This window comes from Pantoea sp. SGAir0215 (assembly GCF_043543215.1).
This window is the reverse complement of sequence record NZ_CP028031.1, coordinates 3,653,687-3,673,808: the sequence shown is the minus strand read 5'-3', so window position 1 is coordinate 3,673,808 and position 20,122 is coordinate 3,653,687. Positions and strand designations below refer to the sequence as shown.

At 57.7% G+C, this 20,122-nt stretch carries 19 protein-coding genes; 10 read left to right on the top strand and 9 right to left on the bottom strand.

All coding sequences use genetic code 11. The features are described from left to right. Positions 1-15: 15 nt before the first annotated feature. Together C1N64_RS17095 and smrB are read right to left on the bottom strand one after the other, a co-directional pair. Positions 16-1,836 carry a methyl-accepting chemotaxis protein gene (locus C1N64_RS17095; protein WP_394515023.1) on the bottom strand — a complete coding sequence of 607 codons (1,821 nt, stop codon included), beginning with the start codon at positions 1,834-1,836 and terminating at the stop codon, positions 16-18. Positions 1,837-2,110: 274 nt separating this feature from the next. Beyond that, positions 2,111-2,659 carry an endonuclease SmrB gene (gene smrB, locus C1N64_RS17090; protein ID WP_039339724.1) on the bottom strand — a complete coding sequence of 183 codons (549 nt, stop codon included), beginning with the start codon at positions 2,657-2,659 and terminating at the stop codon, positions 2,111-2,113. A gap of 160 nt (positions 2,660-2,819) precedes the next feature. Between smrB and prmB the strand changes: the two genes are divergently transcribed. The 6 genes from prmB to C1N64_RS17060 are packed head-to-tail and all read left to right on the top strand — an operon-like array spanning position 2,820 to position 7,398. Continuing rightward, a complete protein-coding gene (gene prmB / locus C1N64_RS17085) occupies positions 2,820-3,752 on the top strand; it encodes a 50S ribosomal protein L3 N(5)-glutamine methyltransferase (RefSeq protein WP_006120083.1) in 933 nt (310 codons plus the stop codon). A gap of 46 nt (positions 3,753-3,798) precedes the next feature. Then, complete coding sequence (gene aroC / locus C1N64_RS17080; protein WP_033740703.1) at positions 3,799-4,884, top strand: chorismate synthase; 1,086 nt, start codon at positions 3,799-3,801, stop codon at positions 4,882-4,884. Positions 4,885-4,888: 4 nt separating this feature from the next. Next, positions 4,889-5,707 (top strand): penicillin-insensitive murein endopeptidase, encoded by an 819-nt coding sequence (gene mepA, locus C1N64_RS17075; protein WP_172677645.1) that lies wholly within the window; start codon positions 4,889-4,891, stop codon positions 5,705-5,707. Between the two features lie 8 nt (positions 5,708-5,715). Continuing rightward, positions 5,716-6,519, top strand: coding sequence for a sulfite exporter TauE/SafE family protein (locus C1N64_RS17070; RefSeq protein WP_054687418.1), 804 nt, complete (start codon positions 5,716-5,718; stop codon positions 6,517-6,519). 19 nt (positions 6,520-6,538) lie between these two features. Then, a complete protein-coding gene (locus C1N64_RS17065) occupies positions 6,539-7,081 on the top strand; it encodes an elongation factor P hydroxylase (RefSeq protein WP_039339723.1) in 543 nt (180 codons plus the stop codon). 32 nt (positions 7,082-7,113) lie between these two features. After that, positions 7,114-7,398, top strand: a complete 285-nt coding sequence (locus tag C1N64_RS17060; RefSeq protein WP_394515022.1) for a YfcL family protein — start codon at positions 7,114-7,116, stop codon at positions 7,396-7,398. 28 nt (positions 7,399-7,426) lie between these two features. On the opposite strand, the gene mnmC is transcribed toward C1N64_RS17060, so the two are convergent. Next, entirely contained in the window at positions 7,427-9,439 is a 2,013-nt protein-coding gene (gene mnmC, locus C1N64_RS17055; RefSeq protein ID WP_394515021.1) for a bifunctional tRNA (5-methylaminomethyl-2-thiouridine)(34)-methyltransferase MnmD/FAD-dependent 5-carboxymethylaminomethyl-2-thiouridine(34) oxidoreductase MnmC, read from the bottom strand. A gap of 151 nt (positions 9,440-9,590) precedes the next feature. On the opposite strand from mnmC, the gene fabB reads away from it, so the two are divergent. Further along, positions 9,591-10,811 carry a beta-ketoacyl-ACP synthase I gene (gene fabB / locus C1N64_RS17050; protein WP_033740697.1) on the top strand — a complete coding sequence of 407 codons (1,221 nt, stop codon included), beginning with the start codon at positions 9,591-9,593 and terminating at the stop codon, positions 10,809-10,811. Between the two features lie 85 nt (positions 10,812-10,896). On the opposite strand, the gene C1N64_RS17045 is transcribed toward fabB, so the two are convergent. After that, positions 10,897-12,336 carry a MocR-like pyridoxine biosynthesis transcription factor PdxR gene (locus C1N64_RS17045; RefSeq protein ID WP_394515020.1) on the bottom strand — a complete coding sequence of 480 codons (1,440 nt, stop codon included), beginning with the start codon at positions 12,334-12,336 and terminating at the stop codon, positions 10,897-10,899. Between the two features lie 88 nt (positions 12,337-12,424). Between C1N64_RS17045 and C1N64_RS17040 the strand changes: the two genes are divergently transcribed. Next, entirely contained in the window at positions 12,425-12,868 is a 444-nt protein-coding gene (locus C1N64_RS17040; RefSeq protein WP_006120072.1) for a rhodanese-like domain-containing protein, read from the top strand. 1 nt (position 12,869) lies between these two features. Here the strand turns inward: C1N64_RS17040 and flk are convergent, their stop codons facing one another. The 4 genes from flk to C1N64_RS17020 form a co-directional block, all read right to left on the bottom strand. Then, the gene (gene flk, locus C1N64_RS17035) at positions 12,870-13,910 is read right to left on the bottom strand and encodes a flagella biosynthesis regulator Flk (protein WP_033740689.1); all 1,041 of its coding nucleotides are present in this window, start codon (positions 13,908-13,910) and stop codon (positions 12,870-12,872) included. A 114-nt stretch (positions 13,911-14,024) separates the two neighbouring features. Then, positions 14,025-15,527: a tripartite tricarboxylate transporter permease gene (locus tag C1N64_RS17030; protein WP_033740688.1), complete on the bottom strand. Its 1,503-nt coding sequence runs from the start codon at positions 15,525-15,527 to the stop codon at positions 14,025-14,027. Between the two features lie 10 nt (positions 15,528-15,537). Next, the gene (locus C1N64_RS17025; RefSeq protein WP_033740687.1) at positions 15,538-15,969 is read right to left on the bottom strand and encodes a tripartite tricarboxylate transporter TctB family protein; all 432 of its coding nucleotides are present in this window, start codon (positions 15,967-15,969) and stop codon (positions 15,538-15,540) included. Between the two features lie 12 nt (positions 15,970-15,981). After that, positions 15,982-16,962 (bottom strand): Bug family tripartite tricarboxylate transporter substrate binding protein, encoded by a 981-nt coding sequence (locus C1N64_RS17020; RefSeq protein WP_394515019.1) that lies wholly within the window; start codon positions 16,960-16,962, stop codon positions 15,982-15,984. A 119-nt stretch (positions 16,963-17,081) separates the two neighbouring features. On the opposite strand from C1N64_RS17020, the gene tctD reads away from it, so the two are divergent. Then, entirely contained in the window at positions 17,082-17,753 is a 672-nt protein-coding gene (gene tctD / locus C1N64_RS17015) for a transcriptional regulator TctD (protein WP_033740685.1), read from the top strand. Further along, a complete protein-coding gene (locus C1N64_RS17010) occupies positions 17,744-19,132 on the top strand; it encodes a sensor histidine kinase (protein WP_033740683.1) in 1,389 nt (462 codons plus the stop codon). Before tctD ends, C1N64_RS17010 begins: the two co-directional genes overlap by 10 nt. On the opposite strand, the gene C1N64_RS17005 is transcribed toward C1N64_RS17010, so the two are convergent. Further along, positions 19,113-20,012: a DMT family transporter gene (locus C1N64_RS17005; protein ID WP_394515018.1), complete on the bottom strand. Its 900-nt coding sequence runs from the start codon at positions 20,010-20,012 to the stop codon at positions 19,113-19,115. The genes C1N64_RS17010 and C1N64_RS17005 overlap by 20 nt on opposite strands. Positions 20,013-20,122 lie beyond the last annotated feature (110 nt).

Below are 20,122 nucleotides of genomic sequence, written 5' to 3'. Positions count from 1 at the left end.
TTTTCTTTCCATACGTTACGCAATCACAAAACGCGACACCGATCCTGCCAGCGTTTGCGCCTGATCGTGCAGCGCACTGGCGGCAGCGGACGACTGCTCCACCAGCGCGGCGTTCTGCTGCGTCACGTTATCCATCTCAACAATCGCGACGCCTACCTGCGCAATGCCGCGATTCTGCTCTTCCGACGCATGAGAAATTTCGTTCAACAGATCCGTCACGTTACTGACCGAGTTGACGATCTCCCCCATGGTGTTCCCCGTCTGACTCACCAGTTGCGAACCGGCATTAATACGCGCCACAGAATCATGAATCAGCGCTTCAATCTCCTTCGCCGCCTGCGCACTGCGTTGTGCCAGATTACGCACTTCGCTGGCTACCACGGCAAAGCCCCGACCTTGTTCTCCGGCCCGTGCCGCTTCTACGGCGGCATTGAGTGCCAGGATATTAGTCTGAAACGCGATACTGTTTATCACGGAGGTGATTTCTGAGATTTTGCCAGAGCTGGTGGTGATCTCATTCATGGTGCTGACCACATCCGTAACCAGCTGCCCACCGCGGCTGGCGGTGTCGAAGGTTTGCTGCGCCAGTCGACTGGAATGATGAATGTTGTCTGCGTTCTGCTTAACCGTTGCGGTCAGTTGCTCCATGCTGGCTGCGGTCTGCGCAAGGGCGGCGGCCTGGCTTTCTGTGCGGGCTGACAGATCATTATTGCCGGAGGCAATCTCCGCTGAAGCCTGACTGACGCTGGTCACGCCACTGCGGATACCGCTGATAATGCGACGCAGCTCATCGCTCATTTCACCGACTGCATGCATCAGTTCGCCCAGCTCATCCCGACGGGACGATTTCAGCACGGTGCTGAGGTTGCCACGCGCCATCTGATTAGCGACGTGCAGCAGTTCAGCGAGAGGACGCGTCAACTGGCGGGTAATAAACAGGGCGATAAGAATGCCTGCTACGATAGCGGCGATGATAATCACCGTCATCAGCCAGACGGCCTGATTCGCGTCGTGATTGGTCGCATCTAACTGTTGGGTAAACAAGGCGTTGCTCATGTCGGTCAGGATTTTGCCCGCAGCCGCCAGTTGCACAGTGGCTGCGTCACCAGCCGCCACCGACGCCATCAGCGCATTGATATCGCCCTGTTTGGTCTCAAGCTGTGCGCTGACTTTTTCAAGCGCAGCACTGTCTGCGGCGTTAAGGCGCGGTTTGACCTGAGCCATCAGCTGCACGGTTTCCGACAGGAAGTTGCTCAGGGCGTTGCGATCTTCTTCTTTGTGCTCAAGGCCAAAGAGTTTGACACGTACCGCCACGCCGCCCAGGTGTTTATTGATTTCCTGTAACGCCGCGCTCGTCTGCGGGTCACTGCTGTTGCTTGCTGCCAGTTGGCTGATAGCCCGCATCTCGTCTGCCACGGACAGGTTCTGAAGCGCCTGTGCCCCGTTACGGACAGCCTGTACCGTATCGGCGCGTTTCTGCCGGTAAGTGGCAATAGCGGACGGCATCGCCGTAATCATCGCCTGCTGACTGTCATCCCAGTGAAAAACGCCCAGGTTTTTCAGATTCTGATCCACCTCTTTCAGCAGATTTTCGTTAACGTCGATGAATTTTTCATCATGCGTTTTCACGAACTGCAGTCGGGCATCTTTGGCCTGTGAAAACCGGTCATTAACGCTTTTCAGCTCCCTGAGCTTTTCGGCCCGGACGCTGATGTCGTTCAGATTTTTAATCCCGCATATCGCTACGGCCAGACTCAAAAGTAAAATCAGTCCAAAACCGAGCATCAGCTTTTTGCCCACTTTCAAATTCTCAAAAAAATGACTTAACCTGCTCATTCAAAAAGTTCCCTTGGTCAATGTGCCGAAATAATCAAACGTAATGTGCCTAAATGCTTAGACGTTATCGGCAGCGAGTAAATTGTATTCAGTATAAATAATTACATAAGCAAATAGTCTGCGTCAGTCTGAACAAAAACGGGCAGAACAGAGGACCAAAAACAGGCGCAAAAGTGAAAGAAAGCGGGTGTCGGTTAAACCGGTTTCCCCCGGCAAAGGGGGGAAGAAACGGGGCGAAACGGCGGGGTGGAAAAGACGTCTCAGGGCAGGAATATCAAGGCAGCTCTGGCGGTTGCCACTCTTCGACTTCAATCAGGACCAGCAGCGCGGCGTCGCCACCAAACATTTTGGGTGCCTGATGAAACGCCATTACCCAGGGATGCTGAGCCAGCCACAGCGGCGTTTGTTGCTTTAAAATATGTTTACCATGTCCGGTCATCACGCTGGCACAAAAAAGGTGTTCGCGACGGCAGGCGGCAATCAACGCGCCCAGTTCCTGTTTAGCCTGCATTTGTGTGAGTCCATGCAGATCGAGAAAAATTTCTGGCGTGTAATCGCCCCGACGCAGCTTTTTCAGCTCGAAATGGCTCACGTCCGCACGGACATAGCGCGTCGCCCCTTCTGTGGACAGCAGCGGCTGGAACTCATCGGAAAAATAATGGCTGTTGTCCGCTTGCTCAGACAGCAGGCGTTTAACCGGCACGTCGCGGGTTTTGACCACCGGCTTATGCACGATAGTATCTTGTTTCAGTTCTCGCGTGCCGGTCATTAACTGACGGAACAGCGCTTGATCATCCTGGCTCAGGGTCGGTTTTTTACGCATGGGTCGTGAATCATGTCTGAGGTGGCTGATTAACAGCAGAAGCCATTACCTTACCGTTTACTGTCATTAATTGTCAGCTTTTTCACCTTGCTGCGCTGAATTCTGCTCGGCTTCGTGGCAAACTATCGGCCGATTTAGTTAAAGGCCTGCGGAGGGCTATGTGGACAAAATTTTCGTTGATGAGGCAGTGAACGAACTGCACACCATTCAGGATATGCTGCGCTGGTCGGTCAGCCGCTTTACCGCGGCTGGCATCTGGTACGGACACGGCACAGATAATCCCTGGGACGAAGCCGTCCAGCTGGTTCTGCCCACGCTTTGGTTACCGCTTGATATTCCGGAAGACATGCGCAATGCCCGCCTGACCGCCAGTGAACGTCATCGCATTGTCGAACGCGTCATTCGTCGCGTTAACGAACGCATCCCGGTTGCCTATCTGACTAATAAAGCCTGGTTCTGCGGCCATGAATTCTATGTCGATGAACGCGTTCTGGTTCCCCGTTCGCCGATTGGGGAGCTGATTGAAAACCGTTTTGCCGGCTTAATTCCTGAAAAGCCGCGTCATATTCTGGACATGTGCACCGGAAGCGGCTGTATTGCCATCGCCTGTGCTTACGCCTTCCCGGACGCCGAAGTTGACGCGGTGGATATCTCCCACGATGCGCTGGCAGTGGCGGAACAAAATATCGAAGAGCATGGTTTGATCCACCATGTCACGCCGATTCGCGCCGATCTGTTCCGCGAATTGCCGCCTGTGCAATACGATCTGATCGTGACCAATCCGCCCTATGTGGATGCCGAAGATATGGACGATCTGCCGGGCGAATACCACCATGAGCCTGAGCTGGGTCTGGCGGCCGGAAGCGATGGCCTGAAGCTGGTCCGCCGTATTCTGGCCTGTGCGCCGGGTTACCTGAGCGAAAACGGCGTGCTGATTTGCGAAGTCGGCAACAGTATGGTGCACATGATGGAGCAGTATCCCGATGTGCCTTTCACCTGGCTGGAATTTAACAACGGTGGTGACGGTGTCTTTATGCTCACCCGTCAGCAAATCGTTGATGCACAGCACCATTTCTCATTCTATAAAGACTAAAAAGAGGGGCGAGCGTTCGCCCGTCAAACCGTAACAAGGAATCTCAATGGCCGGAAACAGCATCGGACAGTTCTTTCGCGTCACCACCTTTGGCGAATCTCACGGCATTGCTCTGGGATGTATTGTTGATGGCGTGCCGCCCGGCATTCCGTTGACCGAAGCCGATATCCAGCACGATCTGGACCGCCGCCGTCCGGGCACTTCGCGTTATACGACGCAGCGCCGTGAACCGGATCAGGTCAAAATTCTGTCAGGTGTGTTTGAAGGTGTCACCACAGGGACCTCGATTGGCTTGCTGATTGAGAACACCGATCAACGTTCGCAGGATTACGGCGCCATTAAAGATCTGTTCCGACCCGGCCATGCGGATTACACCTACGAACAAAAATACGGTACGCGCGACTATCGCGGCGGTGGCCGTTCATCGGCACGTGAGACGGCGATGCGCGTGGCGGCGGGCGCCATCGCCAAAAAATACCTGCACATGCAGCACGGGATCGTGGTGCGGGGCTATCTGGCGCAGATCGGCGACGTGGCCTGTGAACTTAAAGACTGGACCATCGTTGAAGAGAATCCGTTCTTCTGCCCGGACGCCGATAAGCTTGAGGCGCTGGATGAACTGATGCGCGCGCTGAAAAAAGAGGGCGATTCTGTCGGTGCCAAAGTCACGGTCATGGCGGAAAATGTTCCGCCGGGCCTGGGCGAACCGGTCTTTGATCGCCTGGATGCGGATCTCGCGCATGCGCTGATGAGCATTAACGCCGTGAAGGGCGTTGAAATTGGCGACGGCTTTGCCGTGGTGAATCAGCGCGGCAGTCAGCATCGCGATGAAATTCGGGCTAACGGTTTTCAGAGTAACCACGCAGGCGGCATTCTCGGCGGTATCAGCAGCGGTCAGACTATCAGCGCCAATCTGGCGATGAAGCCGACCTCCAGCATTACCGTGCCAGGCAAAACCATCACCCGCGACGGGGAAGAAGTGGAGATGATCACGAAAGGCCGTCACGATCCCTGCGTGGGCATTCGTGCGGTGCCGATTGCCGAAGCCATGATGGCAATTGTGCTGATGGACCATCTGCTGCGCCAGCGTGCGCAGTGTGGCGATGTCAATTCCACCGTCCCACGTTGGTAACCTGATGAAAGTGATGCTGATGCTCAGCGCGCTGTTACTCAGCGCGGCAAGCCTGGCGGCGACGCCGTGGCAGCGTATTCAGCACCCTGTCGCGGGTGCACCGAATGCGATTGGCGGCTTTGCCAACGGCTGTATTGTCGGCGCGCAGGCTCTGCCGCTTAACTCACCGGATTATCAGGTCATGCGTCAGGATCAGCGCCGCTATTTCGGTCATCCCGACCTGATTCTGTTTATCCAGCGCCTGGCCATGCAGGCGCACAATCTGCAACTGGGCAATGTGCTGATTGGCGATATGGGCATGGCTGCCGGCGGACGCTTCAGCAGCGGCCATGCCAGCCACCAGACCGGACTCGACGTGGATATCTGGCTACAACTGCCGAAAACCCGCTGGAGCGCACAGCAGTTACTGAAACCTCAGCCGCTGGATCTGGTGGCCGCCGATGGCAGGAACGTCGTTGCGCGTCACTGGCAGCCTGAAATCGCCAGTCTGATTAAACTGGCGGCGAAAGATGAAGATGTCACGCGCATCTTCGTCAATCCGGCGATTAAAAAGCAGCTTTGCGCGGAAGCGGGTACAGATCGAAGCTGGTTACATAAAGTACGGCCCTGGTTCGCGCACCGCGCCCATATGCACGTCCGTTTGCGCTGTCCACAGGGCAGCCCGGATTGTGAGGAGCAGGCTCCCCCGCCTCCCGGGGATGGCTGCGGGGCAGAGTTGCAGAGCTGGTTCCTGCCAAAGCAGCCGGGTTCTGCGCCTGTGAAGCGTGAACCCCCGCCGCTGCCGCCTGCCTGTCAGGCGCTGCTGGATAAACATTTACTGTAAGGGTTCCCATGGAGTGGTTCATTGCCAGCCCGCTGGCGGTTGTCCTGCTGTTTTTTATTGCGCTACTGGCTGGATTTATTGATTCGATTGCGGGCGGCGGTGGCCTGCTCACGCTTCCTTCTCTTCTGGCGGCAGGGCTGTCGCCGGCGCAGGCGCTGGCGACCAACAAACTCCAGTCGGTCGGCGGCTCTTTCTCTGCCAGCCTGTATTTTGTACGGCGGGGAGCCATTACGTTGCGTGAGCAACGGCTGAATATCGCCATGACCTTTCTGGGCGCGGTAGGCGGCGCGGTGCTGATTCAGCATCTTCAGGCCGATTTCCTGCGGCAAATCCTGCCGCTGCTGCTGATCGCCATCGGTATGTGGTTTTTGTTAATGCCGCGCATTGGCGAGGAAGACCGGGTGCATCGTCTCAGGGGGCTGCCTTTTGCCCTTATCGGCGGTGGCTGTATCGGTTTTTATGATGGTTTTTTTGGCCCGGGAGCTGGCTCGTTTTATGCGCTGGGCTTTGTGACGCTGTGTGGCTTTAACCTGGCGAAAGCGACTGCGCATGCCAAACTGCTTAACTTCACCTCAAATTTTGGTAGCCTGCTGTTCTTTATCTTTGGCGGGAAAGTGGTGTGGGGCACCGGCCTGATCATGATGCTGGGCGCGGTCTGTGGCGCACGACTGGGCGCAAGGCTGGTTCTGGCGCGTGGGCAAAAGCTGATTCGTCCGATGGTGGTGATCGTTTCGGCGGTCATGAGCATGAAATTGCTCTGGGACAGCCACGGCAGTGAGGTTCTGGCCTGGCTGACGGCGCTGAATCTGTAATACTTTACGTGAACATTGAATGACAACACATGACTACCCGCAGCTCATTACGCTGTTTGACCGCTGCTTTAGCGAAGACTTTCAGACCCGTCTAATTAAAGGCGATGATGAACCGATTTATCTTCCTGCAGACAGCGAATCACCATGGAACCGGGTGGTGTTCGCCCATGGTTTTTACGCGAGTGCGCTGCATGAAATTTCGCACTGGTGCATTGCCGGTGAAGCCCGGCGCAAGTTAGTCGATTTTGGCTACTGGTATTGCCCGGACGGGCGGGATGCGCAAACGCAAAGCCAGTTTGAATCGGTTGAGGTGAAGCCGCAGGCCCTGGAGTGGATGTTTTGCGTTGCCGCAGGCTTTCCCTTCAATGTCAGTTGTGACAATCTCGATGGCGATTGTGAGCCCGATCGCATTGCTTTTCAGCGTAAAGTTCATGCCCAGGTCATGAGCTACCTGGCGTCGGGCATTCCTGCCCGACCCGCACGCTTTATTTCAGCCCTGGCTGAATTTTATGGCAGGCCTTCTCTGACCGCATCACAGTTTCCATGGCCGGAAGATGTGTAATGCAGAAGGGATTATTTAACAGAGGAATTGAGATGATCGCAGAATTTGAAGCGCGTATTCTGGCCCTGATTGACGATATGGTTGAGCACGCCAGTGACGATGAGCTGTTTGCCAGCGGTTATCTGCGTGGCCATTTAACCCTGGCAGTCGCGGAAGTGGAGCAACTGGATGACCACACGCCGCAGGCGCTGCAGATTCAGGTTACCCGCAGCCTGCAAAATGCCATTGCCGCCGGAGAGTTATCGCCACGGGATCAGGCGCTGGTCATTGGCATGTGGGATAATCTGTTTTTACAGGCGAGTCAGCAGACTGCCTGAGTGAGCAGGGCGGCATGCCGCCCTGGTGCTATTTCCCCGCTTTTTTGCCCTTCAGCAGCTTTCTGACCCAGTAACGATTAGGATTCAGCGCCGCCAGCGTGCTGGCATCCAGCGGCTGAGGTTCGCCGCTCAGCTGTGCCGCCAGGACTTCTGCCGCCAGCGGTGCGCTGCACAGCCCGCGCGAGCCAAGTGCGCCGAACAGATAAAGGCCGGGAAAGTACGGCGCCGCTGGGATCGCCGCTCCGCGGGCATTCTGCTGCGCCAGATCGCCATAAAGCGCAAGCGTCGCTGCGTAATCCGGCGCACAGCCCACCATCGGTAAGTGATCCCGTGTGGCACAACGTACGCCGCTGCGCGCTGCGTTCTGACTGACATCCACCGCATTAACCCAGTCGCTGTGCGGCAGGCAATGCTGCAGGCGGCGGTGATTCTCCTGCTGATCCGCTTCACGAAAGGCGGTGGAGGTCTCGCCCCGGTGATAGCTGGCCCCGATACAGTGCGTCGCAAACTGGGGACTGGCGGGCGTGAGATAGCCATCGTAGCAGAGCACTGTCCTGAGCGCCGACAGCGCAGGCGATACGGGAACATGGCTGACCTGACCGGCCACCGGATACACGGGCAGCGCGTCGGTCTGGGGCAGGTCGGTGAGGTGATGCCCGTTCGCCAACACCACGGCAGCGTGATGCACATCGGGCTGCTCGCTAAAGGTTAACGTCCAGCCCTGCGCATTCTGACCGAGCGCGGTGACGCGATGCAGCCAGTGTACACGCAATCCCAGTTGCTCGCCCCTGGACAGCAGGGAAGAGGTCAGTTCGGCCGGGGCTAACCAGCCGCCCATCGGGTAATAGATGCCGCCGCAGTGCAGCGCAACCTTCGCCAGCGCCTCGGCTTCCTGTTGCGTCACGCCATGGGCAATCTCTTCAGGTAATCCCATCGCCAGCATCTGTTCAATCTTGCTGGCACTTTTATCGTCCCAGCCGAGCTGCAGGACGCCGCTCCAGTCGTGTTCGAACGGCAGATCCAGCGCGTCATACAGGCGACGGGCAAACGTGAAGGCGGCGGGGAAAAAGGTGGCAAGCGCCGGATCGTGCTGATTAAGCAAAGGGTACAGTGCGCCCTGACGATTGCTGGATGCGCCCAGCGCGGGGGCTTCGTCGGCGCAATACAGCGTAACGCGCCAGCCGCGGCGCAGTAAAGCCAGGGCCAGCGTCGCACTGGCGATACCGCCGCCCACCAGAGCAACCTCTTTTTCAGACGGCGCAGGCCGGGCATACCAGGGTTGGCGCGGGCACTGTGCTGGTGCCCGTTCAAGCGAGCCGCACAGCATTTCCCGTTTTGGACCAAATCCTTTACGGCGCGTGACCGCAAAGCCCGCTTCCTGCAAGCCACGACGCACGAAACCGGCGGCCGTAAAGGTGGCAAATGTGCCCCCAGGCCGGGCCAGCGCCGCCATCGACTGAAACAGTTCCGGCGTCCACATATCGGGATTTTTCGACGGCGCAAAGCCATCTAAAAACCACGCGTCGACCTGACGATGCAGACTGTCATCAAAATTATTAATTAGCGCATTAATATCGCCTAACCACAGATCCAGCGTGATGCGGCCGGCATCGAATAACAGCCGCTGGCAGCCGGGCAGGGCCTGTGGCCACTGACGCTGGAGTTGGTCGGCCCAGGGCGCAAGTTCAGGCCAGTGCTGATGGGCCGCCATCAGATCGGCCTGGGTCAACGGAAATTTTTCAAAGCTGATGAAATGCAGGCGCTTCAGCGCCGCATCGGGATGATGACGCTGGAACTGGTCAAACGCCTGCCAGAGCGTAAGAAAGTTAAGGCCGGTGCCGAAGCCGCTCTCGGCCACAATCAGCAGGTCGCGTGGGTGGTGGTGAAATCGTTGGGGGAAATCATTGCCACCCAGAAACACGTAGCGCGTCTCTTCCAGGCCATTGTCGTTGGAAAAGTAGACGTCGCCGAAGGCTCGGGAAACAGGTGTACCCTGTTCATTCCAGCTCAGTTGGGCATGTTCAACCGGAGACAGTTTCACAGTAAAGGCTCATTTTTCAGGGAATGGCAGGAGTTTATCGGCCGGGGGAAGATGACGCAAATTTACAAAGGAATTGGCTGATCGGACTTGTTCGGCGTACAAGTGTAAGCTAGAGTGCTCGTCAAATAACAGAAGTGTTGAGGAAGATTGAATGAAACGTGCTGTGATTACTGGCTTAGGGATCGTTTCCAGTATTGGTAATAACCAGCAAGAGGTGCTGGCATCTCTGCGTGAAGGCCGCTCAGGCATCACTTTTTCCCAGGAGATGAAAGATTCCGGCATGCGTAGTCACGTCTGGGGTAACGTTAAACTCGATACCACCGGCCTCATTGATCGCAAAATTGTGCGGTTCATGAGTGATGCGTCCATCTATGCTTACCTGTCAATGGAAGAAGCTATCAAAGATTCTGGCCTGAGCAACGAAGCCTACCAGAACAACCCTCGCGTAGGTTTGATTGCAGGTTCCGGCGGCGGTTCTCCACGTTTTCAGGTTTTTGGCGCGGATGCGATGCGCAGCCCACGCGGCCTGAAAGCCGTTGGCCCTTATGTGGTGACCAAGGCGATGGCATCCGGTGTTTCTGCCTGCCTGGCCACACCGTTTAAAATCCACGGCGTAAACTACTCTATCAGTTCAGCCTGTGCGACCTCTGCACACTGTATTGGTAACGCGGTTGAGCAGATTCAACTGGGCAAGCAGGATATCGTTTTTGCCGGCGGCGGCGAAGAGCTGTGCTGGGAAATGGCCTGTGAGTTCGATGCGATGGGCGCCCTGTCGACCCGTTACAACGACACGCCAGAAAAAGCGTCACGTACCTATGACAACGAGCGCGACGGCTTCGTTATCGCAGGCGGCGGCGGTATGGTCGTGGTGGAAGAGCTGGAACATGCGCTGGCTCGTGGCGCGCACATCTATGCTGAAATCGTGGGCTACGGTGCCACCTCTGATGGTGCTGATATGGTCGCACCGTCAGGTGAAGGCGCTGTACGCTGCATGAAGATGGCGATGCAGGGCGTGGACACGCCAATCGACTATCTGAACAGCCATGGTACCTCTACGCCAGTGGGCGATGTCAAAGAGCTGGGTGCTATTCGTGAAGTGTTTGGCGAAAACACACCGTACATCTCTGCGACCAAAGCCATGACCGGCCACTCCTTGGGGGCGGCGGGTGTGCAGGAAGCGATTTACTCACTGCTGATGCTGGAGCACGGCTTTATCGCCCCAAGCATTAACATCAGCTCGCTGGACGCCGCGGCAGAAGGCATGAACATCGTGACAGAGCCGACGGAAAAAGCCCTTACCACCGTGATGTCTAACAGCTTTGGTTTCGGCGGCACCAACGCCACCCTGACCCTGCGTAAATACCAGGCATAAGTGTGGCGAAGCGTCATGTTGCGCGCAGCATGACGCACACACATCCAAAAGGTCGGCGATTGCCGGCCTTTTTTGTTTTGGTCCATTAGTCACGTTGACGGGATGCGCTGCGTGACAGCAGCCTGACCAGACTGTCACATCCCGCCACAATTTCATCCGGCGTGAGCGCCGCAAAACCTAATATCCAGCCTTGCCGGTTTGTTTTTTCGCTATACAGCGGGCTGAGCCGGGGTAACAGTAAGCCCGCGTTTGCCGCCTGTACGGTCAAAGCGCCTTCATCCCCCTGTAACAGGTTAACAGCCAGCTGCAGTCCGCCCGGACAGGGAAAGGGGGTGAGCCACGGCGTCAGACGCTGTTCAATCTGTTCCAGTAAGCTATCGCGACGGCTCTTGTAAAGCTGACGCATCAGGCGCAGATGACTGGCGAAGTGCCCCTGCTGCATAAACGCGGCGGTCACCGCCTGGGGAAGCAGGGCGCTGTGACCATCCAGAATGCTGCGTACGCGACCCGAGGGTTCCACCAGCGCCTCGGGCACGACCATCCATGCCAGGCGCAGGGACGGGAACAGGGATTTTGAAAACGTGCCTAAGGTTATTACCCGCTGATCCCTGTCGAGTGCGTGCAGCGCGGGAGCGGGGCGCTCATCATAGTGAAACTCACTGTCATAATCGTCTTCGATGAGCCAGCTACCGTTGCGGCGTGCCCAGTCGAGCCAGGCGAGACGACGTGGCAGACTCAAGGCAACACCTGTCGGATACTGATGGGAGGGCGTCAGGTACATCAGCTTTGCCGCACCAGGCTGAGGGACGGCGCCCTGGCCATCCACACTTATTCCTCTCACGCGGGCACCCGCAGCCAGAAAGGCGTTGCGTGCGCCCGCATAACCCGGCTCCTCCATCCACACGTTATCGCCAGGGTCGACCAGCATCAGCGCCAGTAGCTGAAGGGCCTGCTGCGAGCTGGTCAGAATCACGAACTGCTCAGGCTGGCAGTGAATGCCGCGCGACAACGCAAGGTAATCAGCCAGCGCGTGGCGCAGTGGCATATAGCCTGACGGATCGCCATAGCCCATCACGCTCTGGCCTTCGCTGTGCTGGATACGTGCGGTTAACCGCCGCCAGACCGCATGAGGAAACGCCCGCAACTCCGGAGAACCCGCTGCAAACGCACAGGGAAACGGCGCGTCCTGGCAGCCGCCTGTCGCCAGGACCTGCTGGCCGCGTCGTGACAACCGGGCCATGCGGCTGGCGCGAATGCGGGGAGCTTTGTCAGGGAGAGTGATGGCAACAAAACTGCCCCGGCCTGTTTCCCGCCGCAGATAACCCTCGCTTTCGAGCTGGGCGTAAGCCGCTTCCACCGTCACGCGTGACAGCGTTAAATCCGTGGCCAGCTGACGTGTAGAGGGCAGTTTCTGTCCGGCCTGAAGGTGCGCGGTTTCTATCCACTGACGCAGCGTGGCGCACAGGCGGTCACGCAGACCGCCCGTGGTCTGATGATGAAACAGTTGCAGAAGCGGTGACGACATAATGGTCTTATCAACAGGTTCAGATGGGTCTTAGTCAGGCATCCACTTTGCCGTACACTGCCGTCATCACACAACAGGAGAAATGCCGATGTCATCCGTTTTACGTTTCCCTCCCGCCTCACCGTCGCAAAGCGTGGCGTATCTGCAGGCTAAACTGGCGTATTACACCGATGCCTGGGATCTGGCTGAGGATCTTTCCCGTCAGGTTCAGGGGATTGTGGTCGTGGATGCGCGCCAGGCAGAGGCATATCGCGGCGGTCATATCTGTGGCGCGATCTCTTTCCCGCACCGGGAAATGAACGAAGCCAGCACGGCCCGCCTGGATCGTAATAAAGTGTACGTCACCTACTGCGATGGGATTGGCTGCAATGGCTCAACCAAAGCGGCGCATCAGTTAGCCTTGTTGGGCTTTCAGGTAAAAGAGCTGACTGGCGGGCTGGATTTCTGGAAGCGGGATGGTCACCCCATGGCATGGGGCGATGAGGCGGGCGAATGGCCGCAGACAACGGCTGCGGCATCCTGTGGTTGCTGACTTACAGCACCAGCCAGAGCAGAAAGGCCAGTACGATCAGCCCGACGACCGCGGCCAGTAAGGGGCGCTCAGCCAGCGGTTTCAGCGCGGGCGGCAGCGAGGCGGAAATCGGTGCCCAGATGGGGTGCGGATTCAACTCACTGTCGGCCAGCGCCTGCTCATGGGCTCGCTCTGCGCGCCGTGAAAACAGGAAGTTAAGCAGGTCCTGCGTCTGGGTCGGCGTCAACACCGTCTGCGGGGTAGCCTGGAACCGTTGCTGGCTGTAATCCTCCAGCATCTGCTGCTCACGCTTGTCCAGAGGATGTTTCAGTGAGCTTTCAATCAGCTGCAGCGTTGGCGCGCTGTGCTGGCTCAGCGTCTGACGCACCTGGAGATACTGAGTCAGTAACGGGTAATGGCGTGAAGGAATCGGATCGCCACTGGTCAGGTTCACCAGCTTCAGCGCCGCCGTCCAGATTTTGCCGCTGGATTCGCCGGTGGCGGCCGCCAGGCGGACGATCTGCTGATTCAGCGCCTGGTGTTCGGCGGGCAGCAGAGAGCGATCGCTGGTGCGACTCTGTTGCGGCTGGGGGATTGCCATCTGACCATTTTGCAGCATGGTTAACACCTGACGCAGCTGGTCCTGCGTCAGGGCACTCAGCACCGTCTGACCAAACTGCTGACGGATAAAATCACTGACAGCCTGACGATTGTTTCCTTTCGGCAGCAATTCGGTCAGTTGCGTCATCAGCTGACGTGTGGCATGACCATTTTGCACCTGCGCCAGGCGGGCGTTGAGAAACTGCTCGGCAGCCGGGAAGTGGCGCGACTGCAGTTCCGCTTCACTCTTCACACCCACTTCATGGCGCAGCCCAGCCCAGAGCTCCGGCGCTTTTAACGTGCTGAGGGACATGATGCGCACAATCAAACGCTCAAGCGTCGTACGCTGGGCAGGCGACAGCGGTTGTTCACCGGCAACGCTGCCCGGACGTGAAGTGTCAGTTTGGGGATTAACAGATGAACGATCGCCGACCGGCACACCGGGGCCGCTGACAGGTTGCATGGCGGATTCCTTGGAAAACAGACTAGCGTGGGGTGCGCCGGAAACAGAATACACTATGATAACAAAAGCCCCCTGGAAATCCACGGGGCTGATGTGTTTCAACCAAAGATTTACTTACTGATGCGCAGGCGTGGCTTTACGGCGCAGACGTTTCCATACAAACGGAACAATCAATACCGCCACGGCCAGGATCAGCAGCACTTTGGCAATCGGGCTCTCCCACAAAATCGCCATTTCACCATTGCTGATAGACAGCGCACGGCGCAGGTTCTGCTCCAGCATTTCGCCCAACACGAAACCTAAGATCAGCGGTGACATCGGAAAGTCCATTTTTCGCAGGATATAGCCAAAAACACCAAGCCCGACCATCAACAGCAGGTCAAAGGTGGTGCTGTGTACGGCGTAAACGCCAACCGCAGAAATGGCGGCAATGGCCGGTACCAGAAACCACAGCGGAATGGTCAGCATACGCGCGAACACGTTGATCATCGGGATGTTCATAATCAGCAGCATCACGTTGCCAATTAACAGCGCCGCAATGAGCCCCCAGACGATATCCGGCTGTTCGGTAAACATCGCCGGACCGGGCGTGATGTTATATAACGTCAACGCGCCGACCATCACCGCGGTGGTGCCAGAGCCCGGAATGCCCAGCGTCAGCATCGGAATAAACGATCCGCACGCCGAAGCGTTGTTGGCGGCTTCCGGCGCAGCAACACCACGAATATCGCCCTTACCAAACTGGTCGCTGCCGCTGATTTTTTTCTCTGTCATGTAGGCGATTGCGCTGGCGATGGTGGCACCGGCTCCGGGCAAGACACCGACAAAGAAACCAATAAACGATGATCGCAGCGTCGCCCCGGTCGACTGGGCAGCTTCTTTCATGTTGAACATCATGCGGCCACTGGCGCGCACCACCTTTTGTCCCGTATGGGTGGATTCCAGCATCAGCAAAATTTCGCTCACCGAGAACAGGCCAATGACCACCACGACAAACTGAATGCCGTCGGAGAGGTGAACGCTGTCAAAGGTAAAGCGGTAAACGCCGGTGTTGGCATCCACGCCAACGGTCGCCATGCTTAAGCCAATCAGGGCGGACAGAAATGACTTGAGCGGATTCTGGCTCATCATGCTGCCCAGGCAGGCAATGGCAAACACCATCAGCGCAAAATACTCCGCCGGGCCAAACGCCAGCGACCAGCGCGCCAGCAGCGGGGCGAACAGGATGATGCCGATAATCGCAATGGTGGAGCCGACAAACGAACTCACGGCAGAGACAGACAGCGCTACGCCCGCTTTTCCCTGCTGTGCCATGGGGTAGCCATCCAGCGCGGTCATAATCGCGCCAGCGTCGCCCGGCACATTGAGCAGTATCGACGAGATGCGTCCGCCGTATTCACAGCCCAGATACACCGTTGCCAGTAAAATCAGGGCAGACTCCGCAGGCAGGTGCAGCGCAAAGGCCAGCGGCATCAGAATGGCCACGCCGTTGATCGGACCCAGACCGGGCAGCAGGCCAACAATCGTTCCGATAAAGCAGCCAGTTAAGGCAATCAGCAGGTTTTGCGGTGTCATGGCAACGGCAAAACCCTGCATGAGAAAAGACCAGATATCCATTTTTTTCTCCTTAGCTCATCAGGCTGCCAGCCGGCAGGGTGACATCCAGCAGATGGTCAAAGGCGTAAAACAGCGCCCACCCCATAACCGCGCCGGACAGGACGGCGGCCCACCAGCGCGCGCCAAACAGCATGCCGATGCCGAAGGTCAGGAGCGCGGTGGATAGCGGGAACCCCAGACGTTCAAACAGCCAGCCATACACGAACAGCATGACGGCCAGCGCCACCAGACGTTTCATCGTCTGCGGTGCGGGCCACTGGATGGCATCGGGCTTTCTCAGTAGCAGCATGACGGCACACAGCGCCATCAGGGTGAGCAGCGCCAGCGGAAAAGGCCGCGGGCCGACGGGTTCATAACTGTATTCACTCTGGATTTGCCAGGCGACAACTAACCCTGCCAGACATAACACCAGCCACAGCGTGGCAAAAATACGATCGCTCATGATGCGCTCCGGTTACTTAGCCAGACCAAAGGATTTCGCCTGCTCACGGTAAGCGGCCACCTGATTCTTCACGTATTTATCCAGTTCTGCGCCAAAGAGATTGAACTCAAACAGGCCACGCAGTTCGCGCTGTTGCCTGAATTCGGGCGTTTGCACCATTTTTTCGAACGCGTTCTGCCACCACTGGTAATCCGCGTCGCTGACCTTCGGCCCCAGATAGAAACCACGAATAATGGGCCATTCCACGTTAAACCCTTGCTCTTTCGCCGTCGGAATCGTCGCCAGCTGATCGGGCAGACGCTTGTCGGCCATCACCGCCAGGACGCGCAGTTTACTGCCTTGCAGGTGCGGCACCATTTCGCTGAGATCGCCCGACATCACCTGAATATGATTGCCCAACAACGCGGTGACGACTTCGCCCCCGCCTTCAAAGGCGACATAGCGCATTTTACGCGGATCGATACCGGCTTCTTTCGCCACCAGCGCGGTTTTCATCCAGTCCTGACTGCCGATGGAGGCACCCGCACCGACCACCACTTTGGTCGGATCTGCCTTCATGGCCGCCATTAATTCGCCCAGATTTTTCCACGGCGCGTCTTCCCGCACGGCGATCATGCCGTAATCTGTGCCGATGGCCGCTAACCACTTCACATCATCGACCGAGTAACGACCAAATTTTCCCTGCGACAGATTCAGCAGTGAGCCGCCCGAAAAGGCGACCACAGTGCCTGCTTCAGCCGGGCGCTGAGCCACAATAGCGTTATAGGCCACAGCACCCACGCCGCCAGGCATGTAGGTAATGCGCATCGGTTTTTCGATCTGTTTGGTTTCCATGAGTGAAACCTGAATCAGCTTACAGGTCAGATCGAAACCGCCACCCGGTTTGGCGGGGGCAATGCATTCGGTCCTGTCGGGGGCAGCGGCATTACCTGGCGACGGCAATATGAGAGCCAACAGGGCAGAGGCGAGGGCGGTGTGGATTATTTTTTTCATCGTGCGCTCCATCTTTCTTTCAGAGTGTGATTACTACCGACAATTCGGCGTTATTGAATTGTTAAATCGGTAACCTTTCATTTACCTTTCAGCCATCAGGTTTAGTGAAAGGATGTGATATGCGTCTCTTACTGGTGGAAGACACGGCCGAGCTGGCGCGATGGTTACAGAAGGCGTTAACGCAAAAAGGGTTTGCTGTGGACTGGGTCGCGGACGGCGTTTCGGCGGATCACAGCCTGCAAAGTGAAGATTATGCGCTGGTCGTACTGGATGTTTCCCTGCCGCGTCTGGACGGCATTGAGGTGTTAACCCGGTTACGTCGGCGTGGACAAAATGTCCCGGTGTTGCTGCTGACCGCACGCACAACGCTGGACGACCGCGTGCGCGGCCTGAATACCGGCGCGGATGACTATCTGACCAAACCCTTCGAACTGGATGAGCTGGATGCGCGCCTGCGTGCGTTGCTGCGTCGTGCGCAGGGACACTCGGCCCGGCACCAGACCCTGGGCCAGTTGGTGCTGAACGGTGAAGGCTACTTTTTGCTGGCAGAGAAACCGCTGGCGCTGACACCGCGTGAATCCAGCGTACTGACCACGCTGATGCAGCGTCGGGGCCGCCCGGTCTCGCGGCAGCATTTGTATGAACAAACCTTCACCCTGGCGGATGACGCCAGCCCGGAAAGCATCGAGCTGTATGTACACCGGGTACGCAAAAAGCTGGCGGGCAGTAACGTGGGCATTGTGACGCTGCGCGGACTGGGCTACAGCCTGGAAACCCTGGCATGCGACTGATCACCTCGCTACGGGGCGAGTTACTGGCCTGGCTGGGGCTGCCGCTTTCCCTGCTGTGGGTGCTTTCTGTTTACACGCACTATCAGAGCGGACTGGCGGCGGCGAATCAGGCCTACGATCGCTCTCTGCTGGCCTCTGCGCGCACAGTCGCTGAACGGCTGGTGGTGCGTAACCAACACCTGGAGGTCGACGTGCCCTGGGTGGTGCTCGACAGCTTTGAGCGCAACATGAATGATCGCCTGTTTTATCAGGTGATTTCGCCTCAGGGGAAAACGCTGTCCGGCTATGACGGGCTTCCCCCGATCCCCGTCACCAGCGCGATGTCAGAGACCTATCCCGCGCTGGTCCATTTCTATGACGGCTATTATCAAAAGCAGCGCATCCGGGTGGCGGCCTTGTGGCAGCCCGTCAGCGAGACGGGCGCGGAAGGTATGGCGCTGGTGCTGGTCGCGGAAACCATCCATTCCCGTGAGGCTTTCGCGAAAGGGCTGATGCGCACGGCTTTGCTCAGCCAGAGCGCGCTGGTGTTAATTGCCGTGTTGCTGGCAAGCCTGATGCTACGCCGGGTGTTGCGGCCTTTACGCCGTCTGTCCCGCATTGTGCTGCGCCGCGATGGTGCTGAACTGACGCCGCTGCCGTCCCTGCCGTGGTCGGAGCTACAGCCGCTTATCGTGGCATTTAACCGCTATCTGGAACGGCTGCGGGGATTGCTGGCGCGTCAGGATCGGTTCAGCGCCGACGCCGCTCATCAGCTTCGCACGCCGCTCACTATTCTGAAAACCCAGATCGGCACGGCGCTGGACAGCCATCAGCCCGAACAGTGGCGGGAAAGCCTGCAGAGCATGCGCTACACGCTGGATGACACCATCCTGCTTACCGACCGGCTGCTGCAACTGGCGCGTATCAAAGCCCGACACGGCGAAGATAAACCCATGGTGAAAGTGGATCTGGCGACGGTGGTGCGCGAGGCGTGCCTGAGCCGCTATGCGGCTGCGCGTGCGAAACAGATTGACCTGGGTTACGAAGGTGATGCGCACGGCGACGTCAAAGGCGATGCGCTGCTGCTGGGCGAGCTGTGCGCCAACCTGCTGGATAACGCTATTACCTATACGCCGGTGCAGGGTACGGTGACGGCGCGCCTGGAGAGCGGCAGATTATACATTGAGGATTCAGGGCCGGGCATTCGCCCGGAAGAGCAGCAAAGCGCGTTACGGCCATTTATCCGGCTGGATAACGCCGCGATGCAGACGGGAGCAGGTATCGGGCTGGCGCTGGTGCACGATATTTGCGCCTGGCATGGCGCAACCGTCACGCTGGATAGCAGCCCGTCACTCGGTGGGCTGCGTGTCACTATCCGGTTTAATGCGGATCGGCCTTAAGCGATTCCCGTCGCGTTAACGGCCTGCGCAGACGCTGTGCCAGCAGAACGCCTGCCAGCGTCAGACCGCCGCCAATCCAGTGATAGCTGTGCAGATGTTCATGCAAAAACAGCACCGCAATCAGGGCGGTAAAGAGCGGTGTCAGATTCATAAAAATACTGGTGATGCTGGCCCCCAACTTTTGTACGCCATGAATCCACAGCCACGGGGCCAGAATGGAGGCGAACAGGCCGGTAAAGGCCACCAGGGGAAGATTCCGTGGCGTGAGCGAGACATCCGGTGTCATCAGAAAACCGGGCAGCAACAGCATCACGCCAGCGGCAATTTGCACATACAGACTCTGCCAGACGGGCAGGGGAATCGACCAGCGTTTTGTCATCACGCCGTAAAGCGCATAGCAGGCTGAGGCCGCCAGCATCAGGGCTTCGCCCGTACCGATGCCGTGATGCAGCAGCTGGTCAGGCTTGCCTTCACTGACCAGCCAGATTAAGCCACAGAAGGAGATCAGACTGCCGGCCAGAATCCCCACGGTCGGGGCAATCCGCAGAATAAGGACACTGAGCAGCACGGTGAGTAGCGGGATGAGCGCGGCGATAATGCCCATAAACAGGGCACTCACGCTATGGGCGGCGTAATAGGCCAGACTCTGATACAGCGCCATGCCCAGCAGGCCCAGAATCATCAGTCGTCCCAGATGCGGCCGGATCGTCTGCCATTGCCGCAGCACGCCCGGCAGGACAAAAGGCGTCAGCACCAGCAATGCCAGCAGCCAGCGATAGAACGAAATTGCGGCAGGCTCAATGGCACCTGCCGATAATTTATTCACGATAGCGTTAACCGACCAAATCAACACCGCAAACAGCGGAAATAAAAAGACCATAACAAGGCTCCCGTCTCAGACCCGCGGCAGTGTACGCCTGTGATGCCCCTTTCTGCCAGCCTTACCCGCCCCTGCACTGCGTGGTTAGGCGAATGTCAGGCTTTTGTGCC

What these genes read in the sequence shown, in the direction of transcription:
- tctD (WP_033740685.1), top strand. Translation starts at nt 17,082, where the DNA reads ATGCGTCTCTTACTGGTGGAAGACACGGCCGAGCTGGCGCGATGGTTA.
- C1N64_RS17070 (WP_054687418.1), top strand. Translation starts at nt 5,716, where the DNA reads ATGGAGTGGTTCATTGCCAGCCCGCTGGCGGTTGTCCTGCTGTTTTTT.
- C1N64_RS17005 (WP_394515018.1), bottom strand. Translation starts at nt 20,012, where the DNA reads ATGGTCTTTTTATTTCCGCTGTTTGCGGTGTTGATTTGGTCGGTTAAC.
- fabB (WP_033740697.1), top strand. Translation starts at nt 9,591, where the DNA reads ATGAAACGTGCTGTGATTACTGGCTTAGGGATCGTTTCCAGTATTGGT.
- C1N64_RS17010 (WP_033740683.1), top strand. Translation starts at nt 17,744, where the DNA reads ATGCGACTGATCACCTCGCTACGGGGCGAGTTACTGGCCTGGCTGGGG.
- smrB (WP_039339724.1), bottom strand. Translation starts at nt 2,659, where the DNA reads ATGCGTAAAAAACCGACCCTGAGCCAGGATGATCAAGCGCTGTTCCGT.
- C1N64_RS17025 (WP_033740687.1), bottom strand. Translation starts at nt 15,969, where the DNA reads ATGAGCGATCGTATTTTTGCCACGCTGTGGCTGGTGTTATGTCTGGCA.
- C1N64_RS17020 (WP_394515019.1), bottom strand. Translation starts at nt 16,962, where the DNA reads ATGAAAAAAATAATCCACACCGCCCTCGCCTCTGCCCTGTTGGCTCTC.
- C1N64_RS17045 (WP_394515020.1), bottom strand. Translation starts at nt 12,336, where the DNA reads ATGTCGTCACCGCTTCTGCAACTGTTTCATCATCAGACCACGGGCGGT.
- C1N64_RS17065 (WP_039339723.1), top strand. Translation starts at nt 6,539, where the DNA reads ATGACAACACATGACTACCCGCAGCTCATTACGCTGTTTGACCGCTGC.
- aroC (WP_033740703.1), top strand. Translation starts at nt 3,799, where the DNA reads ATGGCCGGAAACAGCATCGGACAGTTCTTTCGCGTCACCACCTTTGGC.
- C1N64_RS17060 (WP_394515022.1), top strand. Translation starts at nt 7,114, where the DNA reads ATGATCGCAGAATTTGAAGCGCGTATTCTGGCCCTGATTGACGATATG.
- C1N64_RS17040 (WP_006120072.1), top strand. Translation starts at nt 12,425, where the DNA reads ATGTCATCCGTTTTACGTTTCCCTCCCGCCTCACCGTCGCAAAGCGTG.
- flk (WP_033740689.1), bottom strand. Translation starts at nt 13,910, where the DNA reads ATGCAACCTGTCAGCGGCCCCGGTGTGCCGGTCGGCGATCGTTCATCT.
- C1N64_RS17095 (WP_394515023.1), bottom strand. Translation starts at nt 1,836, where the DNA reads ATGAGCAGGTTAAGTCATTTTTTTGAGAATTTGAAAGTGGGCAAAAAG.
- mepA (WP_172677645.1), top strand. Translation starts at nt 4,889, where the DNA reads ATGAAAGTGATGCTGATGCTCAGCGCGCTGTTACTCAGCGCGGCAAGC.
- C1N64_RS17030 (WP_033740688.1), bottom strand. Translation starts at nt 15,527, where the DNA reads ATGGATATCTGGTCTTTTCTCATGCAGGGTTTTGCCGTTGCCATGACA.